Source organism: Armatimonadota bacterium (assembly GCA_029907255.1).
Taxonomy (GTDB): Bacteria; Armatimonadota; UBA5829; order DTJY01; family DTJY01; genus JAIMAU01.
Window position 1 is genome coordinate 161112 of record JARYMF010000007.1, and the last position, 20595, is coordinate 181706.

General features: G+C 48.6%; 19 protein-coding genes. 16 read left to right on the plus strand and 3 right to left on the minus strand.

The genetic code is table 11. From position 1 onward, the window contains the following. Positions 1–161 precede the first annotated feature (161 nt). From QHH26_08600 to QHH26_08615, 4 genes are all read left to right on the plus strand, one after another. Positions 162–1091 carry a glycosidase gene (locus QHH26_08600; GenBank protein ID MDH7482013.1) on the plus strand — a complete coding sequence of 310 codons (930 nt, stop codon included), beginning with the start codon at positions 162–164 and terminating at the stop codon, positions 1089–1091. 245 nt (positions 1092–1336) lie between these two features. Continuing rightward, positions 1337–2386, plus strand: a complete 1050-nt coding sequence (dapA, locus tag QHH26_08605; protein MDH7482014.1) for a 4-hydroxy-tetrahydrodipicolinate synthase — start codon at positions 1337–1339, stop codon at positions 2384–2386. Between the two features lie 30 nt (positions 2387–2416). Then, positions 2417–3322: a GNAT family N-acetyltransferase gene (locus QHH26_08610; protein ID MDH7482015.1), complete on the plus strand. Its 906-nt coding sequence runs from the start codon at positions 2417–2419 to the stop codon at positions 3320–3322. Positions 3323–3424: 102 nt separating this feature from the next. Then, positions 3425–4861, plus strand: coding sequence for an Ig-like domain-containing protein (locus tag QHH26_08615; GenBank protein ID MDH7482016.1), 1437 nt, complete (start codon positions 3425–3427; stop codon positions 4859–4861). Here the strand turns inward: QHH26_08615 and QHH26_08620 are convergent. Next, a complete protein-coding gene (locus QHH26_08620) occupies positions 4858–5124 on the minus strand; it encodes a zinc ribbon domain-containing protein (protein MDH7482017.1) in 267 nt (88 codons plus the stop codon). The genes QHH26_08615 and QHH26_08620 overlap by 4 nt on opposite strands. A 118-nt stretch (positions 5125–5242) precedes the next feature. Between QHH26_08620 and QHH26_08625 the strand changes: the two genes are divergently transcribed. The 3 genes from QHH26_08625 to QHH26_08635 all read left to right on the plus strand — a co-directional run bounded on the left by QHH26_08625 (position 5243) and on the right by QHH26_08635 (position 9404). Then, complete coding sequence (locus QHH26_08625; GenBank protein MDH7482018.1) at positions 5243–6439, plus strand: anhydro-N-acetylmuramic acid kinase; 1197 nt, start codon at positions 5243–5245, stop codon at positions 6437–6439. A 262-nt stretch (positions 6440–6701) separates the two neighbouring features. Further along, a complete protein-coding gene (gene lpdA, locus QHH26_08630; GenBank protein ID MDH7482019.1) occupies positions 6702–8267 on the plus strand; it encodes a dihydrolipoyl dehydrogenase in 1566 nt (521 codons plus the stop codon). A 63-nt stretch (positions 8268–8330) separates the two neighbouring features. Next, positions 8331–9404, plus strand: a complete 1074-nt coding sequence (locus QHH26_08635) for a BMP family ABC transporter substrate-binding protein (protein MDH7482020.1) — start codon at positions 8331–8333, stop codon at positions 9402–9404. On the opposite strand, the gene selB is transcribed toward QHH26_08635, so the two are convergent. Continuing rightward, positions 9358–11262 (minus strand): selenocysteine-specific translation elongation factor, encoded by a 1905-nt coding sequence (gene selB, locus QHH26_08640; protein MDH7482021.1) that lies wholly within the window; start codon positions 11260–11262, stop codon positions 9358–9360. The genes QHH26_08635 and selB overlap by 47 nt on opposite strands. A gap of 138 nt (positions 11263–11400) precedes the next feature. Here selB and folK point away from each other — a divergent pair, with 138 nt between their 5' ends. From folK to panC, 6 genes are all read left to right on the plus strand, one after another. Beyond that, complete coding sequence (gene folK, locus QHH26_08645; protein MDH7482022.1) at positions 11401–11889, plus strand: 2-amino-4-hydroxy-6-hydroxymethyldihydropteridine diphosphokinase; 489 nt, start codon at positions 11401–11403, stop codon at positions 11887–11889. Beyond that, complete coding sequence (locus tag QHH26_08650) at positions 11889–13115, plus strand: type II secretion system F family protein (protein MDH7482023.1); 1227 nt, start codon at positions 11889–11891, stop codon at positions 13113–13115. The genes folK and QHH26_08650 overlap by 1 nt, the downstream gene beginning before the upstream one ends. Before the next feature lie 12 nt (positions 13116–13127). Next, entirely contained in the window at positions 13128–14309 is a 1182-nt protein-coding gene (locus QHH26_08655) for a type II secretion system F family protein (protein ID MDH7482024.1), read from the plus strand. Positions 14310–14318: 9 nt separating this feature from the next. After that, the gene (locus QHH26_08660) at positions 14319–15440 is read left to right on the plus strand and encodes a DnaJ domain-containing protein (protein MDH7482025.1); all 1122 of its coding nucleotides are present in this window, start codon (positions 14319–14321) and stop codon (positions 15438–15440) included. Between the two features lie 111 nt (positions 15441–15551). Continuing rightward, positions 15552–16403, plus strand: coding sequence for a 3-methyl-2-oxobutanoate hydroxymethyltransferase (panB, locus tag QHH26_08665; protein MDH7482026.1), 852 nt, complete (start codon positions 15552–15554; stop codon positions 16401–16403). An 84-nt stretch (positions 16404–16487) separates the two neighbouring features. Next, entirely contained in the window at positions 16488–17336 is an 849-nt protein-coding gene (panC, locus tag QHH26_08670) for a pantoate--beta-alanine ligase (protein ID MDH7482027.1), read from the plus strand. 84 nt (positions 17337–17420) lie between these two features. Here the strand turns inward: panC and QHH26_08675 are convergent, their stop codons facing one another. Then, a complete protein-coding gene (locus tag QHH26_08675) occupies positions 17421–18428 on the minus strand; it encodes a Gfo/Idh/MocA family oxidoreductase (protein MDH7482028.1) in 1008 nt (335 codons plus the stop codon). A gap of 720 nt (positions 18429–19148) precedes the next feature. Here QHH26_08675 and QHH26_08680 point away from each other — a divergent pair. The 3 genes from QHH26_08680 to QHH26_08690 all read left to right on the plus strand — a co-directional run. Further along, positions 19149–19805, plus strand: a complete 657-nt coding sequence (locus QHH26_08680) for a hypothetical protein (GenBank protein ID MDH7482029.1) — start codon at positions 19149–19151, stop codon at positions 19803–19805. 220 nt (positions 19806–20025) lie between these two features. Beyond that, complete coding sequence (locus tag QHH26_08685; GenBank protein ID MDH7482030.1) at positions 20026–20190, plus strand: hypothetical protein; 165 nt, start codon at positions 20026–20028, stop codon at positions 20188–20190. Between the two features lie 53 nt (positions 20191–20243). Continuing rightward, positions 20244–20595: excinuclease ABC subunit UvrA (locus tag QHH26_08690; protein ID MDH7482031.1), on the plus strand; the 352-nt coding region annotated here is incomplete at its 3' end.

The window sequence follows — 20595 nt, forward strand, 5'->3', positions numbered from 1 at the left end:
GTATGACAATTATGTTATAGTTTCTTGACATTTCGGTGTTTTTGTGATAGTATTTTTGATAGAAAAAGAATGCTTGTTTGTGTTGTGCTGGCGCAGTTGCCGCATGAAAGAAAAATCTCCAAAACAAACTTTAGAACTAGTTAGAGTTTTAAGGTCTACCAATGGAGCTAGAGCGTTACGAAGGTAATCCCGTACTTACACCCACCGAGCGCTGGTGGGAGAATAAAGCAGTCTTTAATTGTGCAGCCGCAAGATCGAATGGAACTGTCCATATTATCTATCGGGCAATCGGAGAGGATGGTGTGTCTCGTTTTGGCTATGCCGCAAGCAAAAATGGCTTAGACGTGATAGAGCGTCACACCATGCCAATTTACGAATCTGTCGGCGATGAGCTTGAGCGGTTAGGAGTTGAGGATCCTCGGATTACCCGCATAGATGATACCTACTACATTACCTACACAGGCGTTTCGGTTTATCCCTGTTGTGAGGTTCATCCGTCTGCTATTCACACGGTGCCTTGGCGCTGTCGGGTGGGTCTCTTATCAACCACCGATTTTAAGACCTTCAAAAAGCATGGCTGTATCTTGCCTGATATGGACAACAAAGATGTTGTGTTGTTCCCTGAAAAAATAAAAGGCAAGTACGTAATGCTACACCGAATCTTTCCTAATATTTGGATTGCATATTCCGAAGACCTAATCCACTGGCATGACCATAAAGTGCTTATGCATGTTCAACCCGGTTCGTGGGACTGCGATCGCATTGGCGCTGGTGCACCGCCTATCAAGACCGAGTATGGCTGGCTGAATTTCTACCATGGCGTTGACCACAAACGGAATTATCGGCTCGGAATACTGCTTCTAGACCTAGAAGACCCTTCTAAGGTCATAGGTAGGTCTGCTGAACCTGTCCTTAGCCCTGAAAAGGATTATGAGAAAGTTGGGTTAGTTCCGAATGTTGTTTTTACGTGCGGCGCAATTTCGATGAATGGCCGGTATTATGTTTACTACGGCGGTGCCGACAAGGTAATTGGTGTAGCTACGATGGATAAAAAGGATCTAACCAAAATTAGGTTAGAAAAAGTTACCTAGGCGGACGTGCCCCTTTAAACACTTTGCAGTTTACCTTTATTATGCGGCTTTGAGACGATTTTTTTGCCTTGCATACAAAGTATCTTTTGCCCCTCTTTGCAATTTCAAATATTAAGCTAAATGCCATAAAAGCCTTTCCTTTGGTGAAAGGCTTTTTTTGTTTTGTAAACTTGCAAACAAGATGGTGGCTTGCCAAATCGAGCATAGCAGTTTACAATAAGCCAAACTGACTTTGGGAGGTAGCGATGGATTTTCGAGGGGCATGGACTGCGCTTATTACTCCAATGACAGCGGATGGTGAAATTGACTGGGAGGGTCTCGAAAAGAATATCCAATTTCAAATAGAGCAAGGGATTACTGGTTTGGTTCCGACTGGGACAACGGGCGAATCTCCAACGTTGAGTTGGGACGAGCACAATTCTGTAATCAAAGTTTGTCTTGACATGAGTGCAGGCCGCTGTCAGGTCATTGCGGGCACAGGAAGCAATTCAACCCAGGAAGCTGCCGAGAGCACGGAGCATGCTTTTGAAAATGGCGCTAAAGCAGCTCTTCTCGTAGATTGTTACTACAATGGACCGTCATCATTGGAATTGCGTAACGAGTACTACGGCGTGCTGGCGGAAATGTTTCCTGAGGTATTCTTTGTGCCTTACGTTATTCCTGGTCGGTCTGGAACTGCGCTTGCGGTTGAGGACCTTGCAATCCTTGCGGATGAGTATCCCAATATTCGCGCGGTCAAAGAGGCGACGGGAGACCTCGAGCGGATGGCGCGAACAAGAGAGCTTCTTGGCGATGATTTTGCCATTCTCTCAGGAGATGATGATTTGACCTTCAAAATGATGACGTCATCTTCGATAAGGGCTCAAGGCGTAATTTCAGTTATCTCGAACGTTGCGCCGAAAGCTGTCGCGCAAATGGTAGCAAATATCCTTAACGGCAATTTGGAAGCCGCCACGGCCCTCAGAGATGCTTTGAATCCACTCTTCGGCATAGTAACAGTCAAAGCCGAAAGCAAGCGTTGTCTTCCAAATGGCGAAGTTGTGGTTGTGCAGGATCGTTTCCGCAATCCCTTGGGCATTAAAATTCTCATGAACGGCCTTGGAATGCCTGCCGGTCCCGCCCGTCAGCCGCTTGGAAGGATGACACCTGAGGGTGTGCAGATTGTTCGCAATGCGTTGCACACAGTTTGGAAGCAGAACCCAGAAATCCTTGCGCCAATCGGCGATTTCTTTGGCATAGATGTCGAAGCAAGGATATACGAGGATTCTCACTGGACGAACTTTTGCTATCCTTAGAGCACACTAGGTTGGGAGAAGTTCTTGAAAATGGAAATTCAGCCCATTGCGGAAAATAATGTAACCAAAGTATGGGAAATCTATCAGCGGAACGTTGCCGAGTGCGATAAACTGCCTCTTGAGCTGTTCAAATATAAGGTTCTAGGTGACCCGAACTATAGCCAGGAGCTTTCCCTAGCGGCTTTTGAATCCGATAAGCCAGTTGCATTTATGGACGCAGTAGTTCGAACTTTGGATGATAATCGTGTGGGCTTCTTGAAGGCTTGGGCGACGGAAACCGAATATCGAGGAAAGGGAATTGCCACAGCGCTTTTAAACAGGGTAGAAAAACGGTTCCAGGAGCTCGGGGTTCAAAAAGTAGAAGCAGGGTGGGCAAGGCCACATTATTTTACCCCTGGTATAGATGCAAATGCGTATACTCCTGCGATAGCTTTTCTTTTGCGGCGGGGGTTTACGCGAACGAAAATTAGCTACAACATGGATTTGGCTCTTGAAAATCGGACCTTTGCAGATAAGACGCTTGAAAAACGGATTGCCGAGCAAGGCATTACTGTGCGGCGATTAGATTCAACCGAAAAAGAAGCTTTTCTTGCTTGGATAGCTGAAGATGGATGGTCGCAAGGCTGGCAGCACCAAGTTGGTTTTGCGTGTGATTTAAAGCCGCCGACCGTCTTTGTCGCCGAGCGCGAGGAAAGATATCTAGGATTTGCCGCCTATGATGCTGTGCGGCCAGGATGGTTTGGGCCAATGGGAACATCGCAGTCCCTGAGGGGATGTGGAATTGGAGGGGCCCTTTTCCTGCGGTGCATGGATGACATGAGGGAGAAGGGATATCCTATATGCCATATTTGCGCCGTTGGGCCCCTTTATTTCTATTGGAAAGTCGCTGGGGCAGTTGTTTCTAGGATATTCTGGATTATGGAGAAAAACCTATAGCTAGGGTTGTGCAACTTGACTTTGAACCCATAATATGATAGATTGCCCACCGGGGACTAGCTTTTCATGGCTCTTTTAGAACACCAGGAAGGTGGTAATTGAATGGATAGAGCGTGTTATAGAATCACCTTCAGCATCGTCTTTTTCCTTTTAATTACTGCGACTATTTTATTTGCACAAAACAGCACCGAATCGGACCTTCCTACAATTGTTATTACTTCACCTAAAAACGGCGCAGTGATATCTGGCAGTAAAGTTCAGGTTTTGGCAGAGTTCCGTTCGAATGATAAGCAACAGGTTTCATCCATAAAAGTCTATTTGGATGGCAAATTCATTTCGGAGAGAACTTTCAATCCACCCGTTTCAAAAGGTAGTGCCGGTTTTCTTTGGGATACAGTTCGCACCAAAGACGGCAGCCACAGGTTGGATATTCAGATATTCGCTGCCGAGCAGTATCTGGCGATGGCAACGTGCGTTGTGACGGTATCCAATAAGTCAAAAGAGATGGATACCGAGCCGCCTCAAGTGGTTGTGCTTGGTCCTGCCGAAGGTCAGACGGTTTCGGGGAAGGTGAGAATAGAGGTACAGGCCCGCGACAATAGCGGCCAACCACCATATGTAACAATCTCGATTGACAAAGTAGTCAAGGCAATGAGGAACTTCCCGCCGTATACTTACGAGTGGGATACTACTGAGGTGCCAAACGGTCCGCATACAATCGAAGTCAAGGCAATTGACAACTTCGATAATCGTCGGGACTCAAAGCCGATTCGAGTAATAGTGAAGAATCCTTCAAAAGTTGCTCCGGTGGTAGCGCCGTCTACTCGCACGCTTCCCACGAGTTCGCCCAAGAAGTCGGATGCTACCAAAGAACCCGTAGTTAAGGTGAGTTCGGTCATCGAGGAGTATAAACGAACAACGCCGGTTGTTGCGGAGGTTGTGCATGAGAAGCTTAATGGTGAGAAAAACTCATCTATAGCCCCCGATGCGCAAGGCACATCCAAAGTGCAGATTGTTAAGTCATCGGTTGCCGGTGCGATTGAATCTATTCGCAATGAGCCTGGCGTTGATGTTCAAGCACCTGATAACAAGGCAAAGACAGATACCGTCCAAACTAAGCAAGAGATTATGACGGAGTATATAGTAAAAGAAGGCGATAGCTTGATTCGTATCGCCAATGAGTTTGGCGTGCCAGTCGCAAAGCTTATTAGTCTAAATGATATAAAAGACCCAAGCCTCATCAGAATCGGCGATAGGCTTCGGATACCCCAACCTCAAGGTGAGGTTTTGATGGTTCCAATAAGGCCTGTCTTCGAGGCTGTCAGAGGAACAATCGTATGGGATGGCGAGTCCAAGACAGTTCGGGCACTCTCTCCAGAGTACGATATTACCCTGCAACTTGGAAGTGCAGAAGCGATAGTTAACTTTCAGCCAGTAATAATGGAAAAGGAAGCGCTTGTCCAAGATGGCCGCATCATGGTCCCCGCTTCCTTTATAAAGAAAACTCTGGGAATGGGTGAATATATAAGGGAAGGTTAGGATGTCTTAGATTCCGCCTTCTCCGAAGAGGTATCTGACGGGAGAGAAAACTCGGGTTTGCGCCCGTCACCATCTTTCTTGTCAGGTTTCCTGTAGTCTGTAACGTGAAACCCTGTGCCTTTGAAAACTATGCCTACCGGGAAGAAGAGCTTGCGAACTTCACCATTGCATTTTTCACATTCGGTGATGGGCTCGTCGGTTATTCTTTGGAAGACTTCAAATCGGTAACCACATCTCGTGCATTCGTAACCGTACGTTGGCATAGCATCACCTCTCTATAAAGATAAAAAATTGCACAATTTTTTCCACTGGAATTATACCAAAATAAGCGTATTAACACAATAAACCAGGTGCTCCAAGGGGAAATATGCGAGGTGGGCTATGGAAATAAATGGCAAGGATACACTTAAGGTTATTGGCTTGATGCCGGCCGCGTCGGGTGCTGGGGTAGATGCCGCGCTTGTTGAAATTGAGGGTTTTGGGCTAAACTCTCAGGTTCGATTTCTCGATTACAAATACTATCCTTACCACGCACGAATCAGAGAGGTCATTTCTCAGCAGTCCAACTCATTGATTGGCAACATAGATTCAATCTCAGCGCTTAGTTTTGTACTTGGCGAGCTTTTTGCCGCGTTTGCCGTTGATTTAGCAAAGCAAAATGGATTATCAATGTCCCAAATTGATTTAATCGGTTCGCATGGCCACACCATTATTCATCAGACTCAGCAAGTAGAAATTGGAGGAATGTGGGCAATCTCGGTTTTGAATATTGGCGAACCTGCTGTGATTGCCAATCGAACAGGCGTTACTGTTGTTGCTGACTTTCAAGCAGCTGACATGGCGGCAGGAGGCCAGGGCGAACCGCTAATGGCATATCCAGATTACATTTTGTTTCATGTAACAAATAGAGGTAGAGCGGTTCAGCAAATAGGAGACAAAGGAAGTGTTACCTACCTTCCTGGCAGAGCAGGGCTGGATGATGTAATCGGATTTGTTACAGGACCAGGAAGCACCCTTATAGATGAAGTGGTCTACAAAGCAACGGATGGTAAGCTCAGCTATGATGCGGGAGGCATGCTCGCAGCAAATGGCAAAATTGACAAGGTTATGCTGGGGCGAATTCTAGACCATCCATTTCTTCAAAAACGTCCTCCAAAGGCTGCAAGCCCCGGCGATTTTGGGCGAGAATTCGCAGGGGTAATTCTTAAAGAGTTTGGAAGCTTGCCTATTGAGGATCTTGTTGCTACGGTTACGGCATTTGTCGCTCGTACTATAATTCACAGCTACCATAAATGGCTTCCAAAACTACCAGATGATTTAATTGTTGGTGGTAGGGGTGCAGAGAATCCAACGCTTATGAAAATGCTTGCTGAAGGATTGCGCGGGGTAAAAGTTATGACCCATGAAGACTTTGGTATCAATAACAAGGCAAAGGAAGCCCTTTCAATCGCTTTATTGGCAAACGAAGCTATTCATCTTCAGCCTTCAAACATACCATCCGCAACCGGAGCAAAGCACCAAGTCATCCTTGGTAAAATTGTCCTTGGCCACAATATGGTGCGAAAAGTTAATAATTAGCCGCTAAAAACATTATATGCTTTATTGACTAGGCCGCAATGTAATTTTGTTTTTCTTGAAACTTAGCAGTGGGTTTTTATCTTGATTTGCGGCTAATCATTATCTTTCTCTGCGTTGGCAAATTGGCGGTAGAATCTGCAATTGACATATAAGGGACCGTTCTGCTAAATTAAGACGGCGTTTCAAAAAACATGCTCAGGACGGTTGACCCGCGCCAAAGCGGGTCATAATTACATTAAGACGTTTACCGGAGGTGGAGGGCATGGAGGATTTGGAAAAATACACAACGAGCATAAATGGGGTCTCTGCCGCCGGCATTGTTCGTGAACCTACCTCCACTGTTTTCACTTCATTTTTGCCTCAACTCGATATAGAAACGAAAAACAGTGAGCATCTAATTCAGCAGGTCGAAGAAATGATGAACCAGCCGTTTCCAGTTTCGGCTGATGTAGTAATTATTGGCGGCGGCCCAGGTGGGTATGTAGCGGCAATCCGCGCGGCACAGCTCGGCGGCAAAGTTGTTCTTATAGAAAAGAATGAACTGGGCGGTGTCTGCCTAAACAGGGGCTGCATTCCTACAAAAGCTATGCTGTCGAGCGCCAACGCTTATGACATTGCCCTCCACGGAGGTTCGGAGTTTGGTTTTACGGTGAACGCAGTTTCATTAGACTACAAAAAGGTTGTAGAACGCAGAGAAAAAGTCGTCAAGCAGTTGGTATCTGGCTTACATTTCCTAATGAAAAAGCATGGCGTTCGTGTTGTAAAAGGAATGGCGCGCCTCGCTTCTCGCACTACCGTTGAGGTAACATTCGAAGACGGCAAAAAAGAAAAAATCGCTGGGCAAAGTATTATTATCGCAACCGGCTCAGAGCCTGTTCAGCTTCCAATTCCTGGTCTGCAAGGCGAGAACATTTGGGATAGCGATGGCGCCCTTGCGGCTACCGAACTTCCTGGTAGCCTCCTCATCATTGGTGGTGGTGCAATAGGCCTTGAATGGGGTTATATGTTCCGCAAATTCGGCTCTGAGGTTACGATTGTAGAATTGATGCCTCAAATTCTCCCTGGTGGCGACTCCGAGGTCGCTGAGGAGCTGAGAAAGTCCCTAGAAAAGATAGGCATTCGAATCCTTACCGATTCTCGCGTTTCGCAGGTCGAAGAAAGGGATAACCAAGTTCTAGCTACTATTGTTTCTTCGGAATCCCAGCGACAGATTATTGCCGATAAAGTACTGGTAGCAGTCGGACGCCGACCTATCACGGAGAACCTTGGGTTGGAAGAGGTCGGCGTTGCCTTCGACCTGAAGGGGATTAAAGTGGATGAGCGCATGCAGACCAACATCCCGCGAATTTATGCGATTGGCGATGCGGTCGGTGGAATGATGCTTGCACACAAGGCGTCGGAAGAGGGCGTCGTTGCCGCTGAGAACATAATGGGTAGGTCAAGCAAGATGAAATACAACACAGTGCCTTCCGCAGTCTACACCAATCCTGAAGTCGCAGAGGTAGGAATGACTGAAGACCAAGCCAAGCGCGCAGAAATTAACTACCGCGTTGGCAAGTTTTACTTCCGAGCGAACGGAAAAGCTTTGGGGCTTGGTGAAACAACTGGATTCGTCAAGTTTATCACGGACCCTAAATACGGTGAGGTTCTTGGTTGCCACATAATTGGTCCTCACGCGACCGATTTAATCCACGAAGTAGTAATCGGAATGGAAGCAGAGGCAACAATTGACGTAATCGGGCGCGCAGTTCATGCTCATCCAACCCTCTCGGAAGCTATTAAAGAAGCCGCTCTAGATGCAGATGGCGAATCACTGCACAAAGGATAGCGAAGGTTTGCCTTTGGTGCGGGTCGAATATTCAAATAGAATGTTCGGCTTGCGGGGTGATATATGAGTCGTTGGACTATTTTCACTACTTCTCTTCTAATTTTGCTCATCTTCTTACTTTGTGTTTCCGGTTGTTCCAAACCCAAACAAGCTCCCTCAGAAGGCAAGCTAAAGGCTGCAGTGGTTACTGATGTTGGCGGCATTGGCGATATGTCATTCAATGCAATGGCTTGGGAAGGTCTTCAAAGAGCTGGAAAAGATTTTGGAATAGAAATAAAGTTTCTGGAATCAAAGGAACAAGCTGATTATGCACCAAACCTTCGGAAGTTCGCAGAACAAGGGTATGACATCATCTTTGCAGTTGGATTCCTAATGGAGGACGCTCTTGCCCAAGTTGCGCCAAAATTCCCTAAAACTAAGTTTGCAATCATTGATGGAAATGCGCCTAATACCCCAAATGCAGTAGCGCTCAAGTTTCGCGAAGAGGAAGGCTGTTTTCTGGCTGGGGCTTTGGCAGGAATGGTAACGAAGACCGGAAAAATTGGGTTCGTGGGTGGAATGGAAGTACCACTAATAAAGCGCTTTGAGTGTGGCTACAAAGCCGGCGCAATGGTTACGCACCCGGGTATAAAGGTCTTTACAGCTTACACGGGAAGGTGGGATGATCCCGCACGCGGCAAGGAGCTTGCACTTTCGCAGTTCGGTAGGGGTGCAGATATTGTTTTTCATGCTTCTGGGTCTTGTGGCCTTGGTGTAATTGAGGCAGCGAAGCTAAAGGGGCAGGGCTTTTTTGCAATTGGCGTAGATGCTGACCAAGACTATATTGCGCCAGGAAGAGTGCTCACGAGCATGATGAAGCGTGTGGATAATGCCGTTTACTCAACATGCAAATCAGTTGTCATGCATACTTTTAAGCCAGGCGATTGTATCCTCGGGTTAAAGGAGGGTGGAGTAGGCCTGAGCCCAATGAAGTATACAAAACAAGTTCTTCCGCCTGGCACTATGGATATGATTGAGGAGCTCAAACGGGCGATTATTGAAGGCAAAATCAAGCCGCCAAAGACCGAGAAAGAATTGAAAGAGTTCGAATCTACGCTTCCTTTAAAAGTATCCTCTCGTCGCCAAGGCGGCGCGTAATGCGCTTTTTGTCGAAGTATTCCAGGAGTGGAATAATATACTTCCGAGATGAGCCAAGGATATCACGCGCTTGGGCAACAGTTAGCTTGCCATTCTTCTCGAGGAATTCGCGAATAAGCCTTTCCGCTTGGCTAACAACCGAAGGATGAAGGTAAAGCCCATCGGTAATCTTTATGACCTCACCCCGGTGTACGAGCAGTTCCATTATCTCCTTTGCTTCCGCAATCGGCAGTCCAGTTCCTTGGAGCAGTTCATCGTCTGAGGGAGCGTTCAAACCTGTGCGCTGTAGTTCTGAAATAATGAATTCACAAGCCGCCCGCTGTTTGGAGTTGAGCTTTGGCGAATAGTCGGCTAGCGATACCAGCGCCTCCGATATGCTTATTTTCCCTTCGTTCATGAGTTTGGTGAGGAGAGCTGTAAATGTTTTGTTGTCAAGAGCTTTACATGCGGTTCTTCGGAGCTCTTCCTTTTGCATTCCTAGCTTAAGCGCATGGCGAGAATGGTAATCAGCAAGCGATTTGTAAATCTTATCGGCATATGAGGCAATGACGGCGGCATGAAATAGGCGCCCGCTTTCAAGCTCAATGACGTGCCCAGAAGCCTTCAGTTTTTCTAGCAGTTCCTGAATGTCTAGAGATGTAAGTTCGGAACTCTTAATTATTTCTGCAGGGGTTATTCCAGCGTCGGCGCGCTTGAGAATTTGCTCGATTATCGCAAATGGTGTACCGGAGCTGGTTTCTTCAAGCGATGCAATAACCGAATCGTCAAAGCGTTTGTGTCTTCGTGCTGACGATTCAATGATAACTCCTCCGCCAATTGTAAGCATTGGCGAATAAGTGCGGATTACAAAGCGGTCATTTTTCATTGCTACTACAGGAGTCTCCGCTCTAAACTGGGCGAATGCTTCTTCGCCCGCCCCGAGCTCATCGCGGTCTAGAAGAACAATCCTCCCAATTACTTCCGCAGTTCCAATGTGAAACCTCACGCGCGTTCTATTTGCAAGCGGCTTTGGGATGTTCTTTAGGAGAGTGAGCTTTAGGTCAAGCAACTTGGAAGCCTTTAAAATCCCAGGAGTCGCGCAAACGTCGCCGCGCTCGATATCCGGAAGTTCAACCCCTGCGAGGTTCAGCGCAACCCTGCTTCCTGCTTCCGCCGCCTCCACTTTTTGTCCGTGAACCTGGATGCCACGAATCCTTGTGTTAATTCCTTTTGGGAGAATTTCAGCGGCATCGCCTATCCTAACCGTGCCCGATACAAGCGTCCCAGTGACGACCGTGCCGAACCCAGTAACTGTAAAAACGCGGTCAATGGGCACGCGAAACGGGCCAAGGGAATCCCGTTGCGGCACACGACTGCAAACATCCTCCAGCGCTGAAAGAAGTTCGGGGATTCCAACGTTGGTCATCGCGGAGACAGGTACAATCGGCGCATCTTCAAGAAAAGTGTCAGCCAGCCGACTGCGAATGTCTTCCTTTACAATTTCGAGAAACTCAGGCTCGACAAGGTCAACCTTTGTGAGTGCAATTACGCCGTGCTTCACATCAAGAAGGCGGAGAATATCGAGGTGTTCCATGGTCTGCGGCATAACGGATTCATTTGCGGCGATTACCATCAGCGCCACGTCAACTCCGCCAGCACCCGCAAGCATGTTCTTTATGAACCGCTCGTGCCCAGGAACGTCAACGATGCCAACTCGCAAGCCATTTGGGAGATTGAGCATCGCGAATCCAAGGTCAATCGTCATCCCGCGCTCTTTCTCTTCTTTGAGGCGGTCGGTGTCTATGCCCGTTAGCGCCTTGATGAGCGTGGTTTTTCCGTGGTCTACGTGTCCAGCTGTGCCGATGATTATCCTTTTCATTAATTATTTCGCAGATTCCGCCTGCTCTTTGTTTTTCATGGACATCTAGACTTGTTGTTCGCTATAATATTTTTATCTGCCTCGAAAGTAGATATAATATATCATCTTGCTGTTGATTAGTCGAGAGGAGCGGAAATCTTGGCGACCGTTTTCCTTGGACTTGGGTCGAACCTTGGCGATAGAGAGGCGAACATCCGTATGGCTCTCGACAAACTTGTATCACAGCCTGAGGTTAAAATTCGCGCTGTCTCCTCCTTTTACCTAACTGCGCCCGTCGGCTTTCAAGACCAGCCCGACTTCGTAAATGCTGTCGCCGCTATTGAAACAGACCTGTCGCCGAAGGAGCTGCTTGATGTCGTATTGAAAATTGAGCGGGAGATGGGGAGAGTACGCAATTTCAAATGGGGACCTAGAATAATAGACATTGATATTCTCTTATATAATAATGTCAAAGTGAACACGGACGAGCTTGTTATTCCACACCCGCGCATGACTGAGCGGGCGTTCGTAATGGCGCCGCTTGCGGAAATTGCACCCGACCTTACGTTGCCCGATGGACGCACTCCAAACGACGTCCTCAAGGAGTTGAAGAATCAAAGCGTGCGCAAGCTCTCGGAGGTCCGTTGATGCCGCTGTTTAGATATGAGGTTGCAGATAAGTCGGGGAAGATTCTAAGGGGTGTAATGAATGCCTCTTCCGAAGCAGAGGTCCGGCATCGTCTGAGCACTCAGGGCTTTCAAGTTAGGCTGATAGTCCAACCGCCAGGACAGCAGGCGCAACCGCCTCAGCAGGTTCAAAGAGCTATTTCGGTTTCTTTTCCTAAACGACGGACAACGGGGCCACCATCTGAAATGGCGATTTTTTTTAGAGGTCTAGCTTCTTTTCTAGTTGCTGGCGTTAGCGTTCACGAAGCTCTTATTAGAATCGCCAATCAAACCTCAAAGAAAGACGTGTGTTTCATTGCCCAGCGAATGGCGAGCCGCGTCCAATCCGGCGAAAGGCTTAGCCAAGCAATGGAAGAGTTTCCCAAGGCGTTCCCACCACATGTCATCGGCTTAGTAGCGGCAGGCGAACTTGGCGGCTTCCTGCCAATCGTAGTAGGCGACATTGCTAATGATTATGAGATTGCTAACAAAGCAGTAAACTTTTATTTCAAAATAGGTTGCTGGCTTGGTTGGTTAAATGCTTTTGGGGTGATTCTTTTTGCTCCGCTTCTGCCAATGATATTCTCCCCAGGGGTAACCAATGTATTCGAGGGAATCGCTAAGTGGTGGCATTTTACATGGACGCGCATGCTCCCGATAATGTTAGTCATCATTCTCGGCTATCATGGTATATTGTTTATTCTTCGCCGACCTGGCTTGAGACGTGTTAGGCACTTCCTGCTTCTTAAGGTGCCAATCGCCGAACGCGCTAGTAAGCTCCGCTCAATGGCTGGATTCACGCGGATACTTTGGCGCCTTTTGAAGGCAGGAATTCTCCCCATTACCGCCTGGGAAGTGGCATCCGCGGCCGCCGAGAATGAAGTCATCGCATCTGATTTACGCGAGCAGGTCAACCTTCTTCGGTCTGGCATGAAGTTAAGCGATGCGCTTGCCGCAACTGGTTACTTAAATGACAGTCATCAGCGCATCTTGATAACAGGTGAACAAACTGGGCAAATTGTAGATATGCTTGAGAAAGTTGTTGTCTACTATGAGGAGGCGGCAGTGGCGGCCGCGAACGCTGTAAAATGGGCGGGCTTGCACGTTTGCATTCTCTTCAATCTAGTTATATCTGGAATCGTCTCGGCATACGTTGTTAGCCATACATATAACAATATGTATAACTGGGTGGACTGGCTGTTCAAATAATAAGGAAGAGCCATGACATTATTTAAGTACAAAGTCAAAGATAAAGCTGGCAAAACGATTGACGGCGTTATGGAGGCGAACGAGGAACGCGAGGTTTCGACTCGCCTGCGTGAGATGGGCTACTTTATACTCAATATCCAAAAAGAAAGCGAACCTAGGGCGGCAGGCTTGGGTCCTCTTGCCCTTTTTGTTCGATTGTTTATTAATCCAATTTTCGCCGGTGCGTCTCCGATTCAACTTGCTGTGTTTTATCGCCAATTCGCCACAATGGTGAACTCAGGCATGACGATTGCCCAGGCGATTAGCATGCTTCAGAAACAAGGCGGGAGCTGGGTGTTAAGAAAAATTGCGCGCGAGGTCCTCTCGCTCATCCAATCTGGCGGCAGGCTTAGCGATTCTTTCTCACGCTATCCTTGGGTTTTTCCTGAGCTTCACATAAGCCTTCTACGTGCCGCTGAAGAAAGTGGAAACCTCGACAAAACCCTTGAAAGAATCGCCGAATATATGGAGCGCGAGGTGAACATTCGTCGAAAGCTCAGCATCGCTACTCTCTACCCGAAGATTCTTGTTGTTGCGTATATCTTCATTCCCAACATTCCCATCCTCATTCTTGGAACGCCGAGGGAATATATTAAATCATGCCTGAACTTGCTTGTCCCGATTCTCATCGGCTTGCTAGCCTTTTGGGTGGCTTTTAGAATCCTCACCCAAATTGTGCACTTTAGGTACATGATTGATATGCTTAAGCTCGCCGTTCCTAGGGTAGGGGCCGTTGTGAGAATGTTGGCTCTCGGAAGATTTTACCACGCCCTCGCCGCGCTTTATGCCGCGGGCGTACCAGCGGCGCAAGCCCTCGAACATGCTTCGAAAGCCGCCGGAAATTATTATCTAAGTTCCAAACTAAATAAGGCGGTTCCCAATCTAAGACAAGGAAGGCAGCTATCCGATTCGCTTGAGCGCACGTACGTTATACCTCCCACTGCGCTAGAAATGCTAAGGACCGGCGAGCAAAGCGGGATGGTGGACTCTATGCTCGAGAAGATGGCAGAATATGTAGAAAGCGACGCACAAGTTGCCATCGTTAAGTTGACCGTTGTCGGCAGTGTGCTCTTGTTTCTAGGAGTTGCCTCTTATATTGGAAAAATTGTGGTCAGTTTCTACGCAAGCTACTATTCGAATATACTCAAACACTAGCGATTGCTTATGCATGGCAAGCGAAATTACTACGAAATCCTAGGAGTGCCGAGGTCGGCGACGCCCGAGCAAATCAAGCGCCGCTACCGTTACCTCGTCCGCCAATACCATCCCGACGTCGCGAAAGACAAAGCGGCGGCGAAGGCGGCTTTCATCGAAATTACCGAAGCTTATCAAACGCTCAGCAATCCGGATAGGCGCGTTATCTACGACGCCCAGCTCGATGCCGAAATGATGCGCGTGCCTCCCCGCAGAGAGCCGCCGCCCCCGCATGGTACTCAACAGCGCGACAAGACTTATACCGCCTCCTCGGATATTACTCGGCTCTTTATGGAAGCGGAACGCGCATTTGCTACCGCTCAGTTTCGCACCGCCGCCAACATTTGCAGGCAAATTATCTCAATTGACAGGCGGCACATCCGAGCTCATCTCATGTTGGGAAACATTTACCGCATGCAGGGACGAATTGATGAGGCTATCGCAATGTATACAATGGTCCTCCAACTCGATCCCCGAAACGCGGAAGCCGAAGCGCTCTTGAGGAAACTTGCCCGCACTAGGAAGCCCGGCGTTAGCGACGTTAAGTCAATCGAACAGCAAATCGCCTTCAGAATTGGGCTGAATCTCATCGGCGTTTCGATTGCTGGCATCTTATTCATCCTGCTGTCCATCTCCGCCGAACCCCCACTGCAGGCTTTGGCGCAGTATCTGCCCTTTATTGGCAAGTGGAACACCATGCTTATCGCAGTCTTGCTGATTAATGGAGTGATATTTGGCTTTCTTCTCGCCTTAAATGACTGGGTTGGCCGCATTGACGACGAATTGGTATTCCAATCCATCTACGTCGGAGGGAGCCGCCCGATGAATTATCCGATTGGGCTCCTTTTGGTTATTATTAACTTCTTCAATTTCTACCTTGCGGCGTTTATTTATATTTTGTTTGGCTCTTTTCAAGAAAGCATTTCGAAGAGTGTTGCGCGGGCTTTCGCCGCCACTTTTATTTTGGTGGCGATTGCGGCTATAATGTATTCAGTAGGCAGAAGCCAGGTCTTGATATTTGGAGGCAACCTGGCGTTTCCCGCCATCTTGATTGGCTGGGGAATCGGGGACACATTCCGTCCCAGCTGGTAGGAGCCGCCGGTTGAGCATGCGGAACGCCTTAAGCCGCTAGCGAAGCCGATTGAAGAATCGGCGCAAGCCTTTGGAAAGCGCACGATGAAACTGCGATAACAAGGAGTAAAGATGAACGGGTCCACGGTAACTACGCAAACCTTAATAAAAATGAAGCGCGCGGGGGAGAAAATTACATGCCTCACCGCGTACGATTACTCCATGGCAAAGCTAATGGATGCCGCAGGCGTGGATGTAATTCTCGTCGGGGATTCCTTGGGTCAAGTCGTGTTGGGCTACGAGACAACGCTCCCTGTAACTATGGATGACATGCTCCACCACGTCAAAGCAGTCGTCCGGGGAGTTAGACGTGCGATGGTTGTCGCTGATATGCCGTTTATGAGCTTCCAACTGGGACCGGACGAAGCTCTTCTGAATGCTGCCCGATTTGCAAAAGAGGCGGGCGCCATCACACCGCCTTTGGAGGCTGGCAGACCCGCTACCGAGGCTCTTACCCTTGCCGTGAAGCTCGAAGGCGGCGGCCAGAACGTGATTGATGCCGTTAAGAAAATTGTTGACGCAGGGATTCCCGTGATGGGACACCTCGGCATGCTTCCGATGTCAGCCGCTGTATTCGGCGGTCCGCGGGTGCACGGCCGTACAGAAGAGGAGGCAGAGAAGATTATGAGGGAGGCCATCGCTCTACAAGACGCCGGCGTCTTTGCAATTGTCTTGGAAAAAGTGCCCCGCGAGCTGGCAAAGCAAATAACAGAGGCGCTTTCGGTTCCCACTATTGGCATCGGCGCGGGTCCGCACTGCGACGGCCAAGTGCTGGTTTCCTACGACATGCTCGGCTTGTACGGCGTTAAATTCAAGCACGTAAAGGAATATGTCCACCTTTTCGAAACCGTTATGAATGCCTTCAAAACGTACATCGAGGAAGTGAAGACGGGCAAATTCCCTGGACCCGAGCACAGCTCGTAAGCAGAAAGAGTGCACCAGCCTGCGGAGTAGCTGAGACGCTTGCCGAATCATCAACGCCGCAGGTGAGAAAAGTTCGAAGATAAAATGCTGATTCTGCATACAATCAACGAAGCAAGAGAATACATCGCGAACGCCCGTCGTGAAGGGAAGAAAATTGGCCTAGTGCCCACCATGGGCTACTTCCACGAGGGCCATCTTTCCCTCATGCGGCGCGCAAGGGTGGAAAACGATGTCGTTGTTGTAAGCCTCTTTGTCAACCCCACCCAGTTTGGACCCAACGAGGATTTCGCCCGATACCCCCGCGACGTTGAGCGCGACGCCCGCCTGGCTGAAGGGGTGGGGGTTGATGTAATCTTCAACCCATCGGTTGAGGAGATGTACCCCGAAGGTTATGCCACTTTTGTCAGCGTGGAAGGCATTACGGAAACTTTGGAGGGCGAGTTCCGCCCGGGCCACTTTAGGGGGGTCGCAACCGTCGTGCTCAAGCTCTTTAACATCCTGCCTGCCGACCGTGCCTACTTCGGGCTGAAAGACTATCAACAGCTTCTTGTCGTCAAGAAAATGGTGAACGATCTCAATCTACCAATCGAGATTGTTCCCATGCCAATCATCCGCGAAGAAGATGGCCTTGCTATGTCTTCTAGGAACACGTACCTAAATAATGAGGAGCGACGCGCCGCCGTTGTCCTCTATAAGGCTCTCCAATACGCAAATGAGCTTGTCAAATCGGGGCTCACAGACGGCAAGCGGCTTGAGCACGAGGTTGAGGAATACATCCGCAAAGAACCTCTTGCGCGCATAGACTATGTTGCCGTCCGCGACCCCGACAACCTCGCTCCCGTGGTGGAAATCTCAAAGCCTGTTGTCCTCCTTCTCGCAGTTCGCATCGGAAGTACAAGGCTCATTGACAACGCGGTGCTCCCCATGGATTAGCTTGTTTGGTTTGCCCAGAAGTTCAGCGCATTTTTCTAATTGCTTCGGCAAGTTTCGCTCATCGTTCGGCGGTTTGTGAACTGCCTACTCATAAGGTACAGGCTCAGCCTTCCCGCTTTTTGCCGATTTCTCCGCAGTTTCAATGACGGCAATAACGCGGCGCGAAGATTCGGGCGTTACCTCCAGCGGCGCGCCATCGAGAAGATGCGCGGCAAGATTCGGATAATACTCGTGCCAAGTGCTGTCTTTGTATTTCACCTCTGTGTCAATCGGGATGCCCTCAATCTCCGTCGAGAGCCTAAGCGTTCCTTTCCATTCGTCAATAATTGCACCTTTTGTGCCGAGGATGCGAAACTTTGGCTTCGGGAGCCGCGCGATGTTGGAGACCTGTAAATCTGCCATCGCCCCGTTCCTAAACCTGATAATCGCCTGCGTCTGGTCCTCGTTAGTTACATCATGCCAAACGCGCTTGTGGAAAAAGCCCGTAACATTCTCTATTTTTTCGGGGATGAGGTTGAGTATCCAGTCCACAAAGTGCGCACCCCAGTCGTACAGGCATCCACCCGAAATCTCCTTGTCGCTTCTCCACCAAGACCCGGGTTTATTGTAGCCGCCTATAAAAGCCTCGATGTGGAAGACTTCTCCAATTAAGCCCTTCTCGATGATTTCCTTAATCATCATGAAGTCGCCGTCGTGTCTCCTGTTGTGAAACGTTGTGAGCGTTACACCAGCTTTTTTGGCGGCTTCAATCATCTTGGTAGCTTCTTCTACAGTGAGGCACATGGGCTTTTCCAAAACAACGTGCTTTCCTGCCTCGATTGCCTTTAGCCCTAAATCGGCGTGGGTATTGTGTGGTGTAACGATGACGACGAGCTCGGCGTCGCTCTCCCGAAGCATATCGTCAATGTCGGTATAAGTTTGGATGTTTGGGAAGTCTCTCTTTGCCGCCTCCATCCTTTCGGGGTTGATGTCGCAGGCGGCAACGGTTATCATCCGCCCCGTATCGTTCATCCACTGCGCATGAGCTTTTCCCATGTTGAATGCGCCGCCGTATCCCACGACGGCACACTTTATCTTACGTTCGCCTACCATGTGGTTCTCCTTTGCCTTAAGCATTGTAAATCAGACATGTTTAAACTGCCTTTGGATAACTTATTGCGCAGGCAATCTTAATCCTTCATTTAGTTCGCGCAAATTTTACGCAGGATTGCCATTCAATCCCTTTGTTTTACAGACTTCTTAGCAAGCCGGGCGATCTGTCAATGCAGAAAAGATAAGAGGTTTATTAATAAAATATTATTTGTCTCCTAAAGATTCAGCGGTTTTTAACTGATAATTCGATTAAATCATCAGCTGTCGCACTTTTAGATAGGGACAGTGGTCGAATAGAGAGAGCGCTCGAAGTTGCTTGGGCTTTTTTGGGAAAGAATTGGCACTCTCTCCAGCACCATCCACCAGCGGTACAAGTCGGATGTGCCTTAGTACAAGAATGTAAAAGACTTGTACAAAACTTTTGTACCGAAGTACAAAAATGTTGTACCGCAGTACAAAAATGTTAGACCGAAGTACAACAATGTTAGACCGCGGGACAAAAATGTTAGACCGAGGGACAACATTGTTAAACCGAGGGACAAAAATGTTGCACAAAAGTATAAAAGACTTGTACTAAGGTGGAAAGAGGTTGGAGAGAGCTCGAATTACGCAAAAAATGCAAGCAAGCAATTCCGTCCCACTTCGAAATATCTCTACGAAGCCGCCAAACTTTCTGGAAGGGGCGCTTGATGATTAAACAAAAAAGAGGAGGAAATTAGAATGGCAGATTATGTCCCAAAAAATGACTCGCAGTTCGGTGCATGGCTTGCGAACTTCCTGGCAGTACTTGAACAGCATTTGGCGGACTTCGGGTTGCAAATGAGCGACTTCACGCCGCTGGATGAAGCGAAGATAGTTTTTGATGGCGCCCTCTCGACGCACATTGCACGTCAGGCGGCAGCTAAGCAAGCCACGGAGGCAAAGAAAGCGGCAAGGAAGCATAGTATTGAAGTACTTCGCCCACTTGTGAGAAGAATAAACAACCATCCGGCAATGACGAACGAACTCAGGGCGGCGCTTGGGCTTCCTGTTAAGGACGAGGCGCGAACGAATGCAATGCCGGGCGAGGAAGTTCCAGATATTTACCTCGAAGCGGTTCCGGGAAAGATTATCGTTCACTTCGGCACTGCCCCAGCAAATGAGAAGTACAACGGCAAGCCGTCGTGGGCTAGGGGATGCAATATCTATAGGAAAAAGAATGATGAAGAGGAGTACACTCTCATCGCCTTTGAGACTGCTTCGCCCTACATTGACATAATCAATGGACCCGCGGCTGATTATACTTATGTCGTGCAGTACCGCGGTACAAGGGCGTCGGACGTTGGTAATGTTTCCACTCCGGCGACAATCGCGGCTGGCGGCCTTTTGGTTGCGTAGTTTTTGGCGGTTGTCAAGCTGTCAAACAAAGGTAGTGCGAAAGGCGGGGACTTTCCCCCGCTTTTTGCTTTACTGTGCCAATTAACGAACTTTTTTCGCCTGCTTGATTTGGAGGTTGGGGAATGCGAATACCGCATTGGGGGACTGCACCGCTTTGGTGGGAGCAGGGTTGAATGGGCAGGCAGGCGGAGGAACTTCGAAAGGCGCCCTGCCGTTTTAAATGACAGAGAATGTAAAGCAAATCGCAGGAAACCTAGGCACTTTCGCAGGTTCACGAGAGGTTTTGGCAAGCGGCAGAGATGCGTGGTGTAAGCCGCCAATTCTCAGCGAAGATGGAATCGAAAGAGTCGCCAGCGGGCGGAAAAGGCACGCCGCGTTGACCTGAGCCTGCTTTTTTGGTAGAATGAATGTTCGCACAAAACTACGGGAAAGCAAGAAATGGCGACCGACAGCATAATCATCCGCGGCGCGAGAGAACACAATCTGAAAAACATTAATGTCGAGATTCCGCGGGATAGGTTCGTCGTTATCACGGGCGTATCAGGGTCGGGCAAATCTTCCCTTGCCTTTGACACGATTTACGCTGAGGGCCAAAGGCGTTACGTCGAGTCCTTGAGCGCTTACGCTCGGCAGTTCCTCGGTCAAGCGGATAAGCCCGACGTTGATTACATTGAGGGACTTTCTCCAGCGGTCTCCATTGACCAAAAATCAACGACGAAAAATCCTCGTTCGACTGTTGGAACGGTTACAGAGATATACGACTACCTTAGGCTCCTTTTTGCACGGATTG

Excerpts from the sequence above, each read along its gene's own strand:
- QHH26_08600 (MDH7482013.1), top strand. The coding sequence starts at position 162 with ATGGAGCTAGAGCGTTACGAAGGTAATCCCGTACTTACACCCACCGAG.
- dapA (MDH7482014.1), top strand. The coding sequence starts at position 1,337 with ATGGATTTTCGAGGGGCATGGACTGCGCTTATTACTCCAATGACAGCG.
- QHH26_08610 (MDH7482015.1), top strand. The coding sequence starts at position 2,417 with ATGGAAATTCAGCCCATTGCGGAAAATAATGTAACCAAAGTATGGGAA.
- QHH26_08615 (MDH7482016.1), top strand. The coding sequence starts at position 3,425 with ATGGATAGAGCGTGTTATAGAATCACCTTCAGCATCGTCTTTTTCCTT.
- QHH26_08620 (MDH7482017.1), bottom strand. The coding sequence starts at position 5,124 with ATGCCAACGTACGGTTACGAATGCACGAGATGTGGTTACCGATTTGAA.
- QHH26_08625 (MDH7482018.1), top strand. The coding sequence starts at position 5,243 with ATGGAAATAAATGGCAAGGATACACTTAAGGTTATTGGCTTGATGCCG.
- lpdA (MDH7482019.1), top strand. The coding sequence starts at position 6,702 with ATGGAGGATTTGGAAAAATACACAACGAGCATAAATGGGGTCTCTGCC.
- QHH26_08635 (MDH7482020.1), top strand. The coding sequence starts at position 8,331 with ATGAGTCGTTGGACTATTTTCACTACTTCTCTTCTAATTTTGCTCATC.
- selB (MDH7482021.1), bottom strand. The coding sequence starts at position 11,262 with ATGAAAAGGATAATCATCGGCACAGCTGGACACGTAGACCACGGAAAA.
- QHH26_08650 (MDH7482023.1), top strand. The coding sequence starts at position 11,889 with ATGCCGCTGTTTAGATATGAGGTTGCAGATAAGTCGGGGAAGATTCTA.
- QHH26_08655 (MDH7482024.1), top strand. The coding sequence starts at position 13,128 with ATGACATTATTTAAGTACAAAGTCAAAGATAAAGCTGGCAAAACGATT.
- QHH26_08660 (MDH7482025.1), top strand. The coding sequence starts at position 14,319 with ATGCATGGCAAGCGAAATTACTACGAAATCCTAGGAGTGCCGAGGTCG.
- panB (MDH7482026.1), top strand. The coding sequence starts at position 15,552 with ATGAACGGGTCCACGGTAACTACGCAAACCTTAATAAAAATGAAGCGC.
- panC (MDH7482027.1), top strand. The coding sequence starts at position 16,488 with ATGCTGATTCTGCATACAATCAACGAAGCAAGAGAATACATCGCGAAC.
- QHH26_08675 (MDH7482028.1), bottom strand. The coding sequence starts at position 18,428 with ATGGTAGGCGAACGTAAGATAAAGTGTGCCGTCGTGGGATACGGCGGC.
- QHH26_08680 (MDH7482029.1), top strand. The coding sequence starts at position 19,149 with ATGGCAGATTATGTCCCAAAAAATGACTCGCAGTTCGGTGCATGGCTT.
- QHH26_08685 (MDH7482030.1), top strand. The coding sequence starts at position 20,026 with ATGACAGAGAATGTAAAGCAAATCGCAGGAAACCTAGGCACTTTCGCA.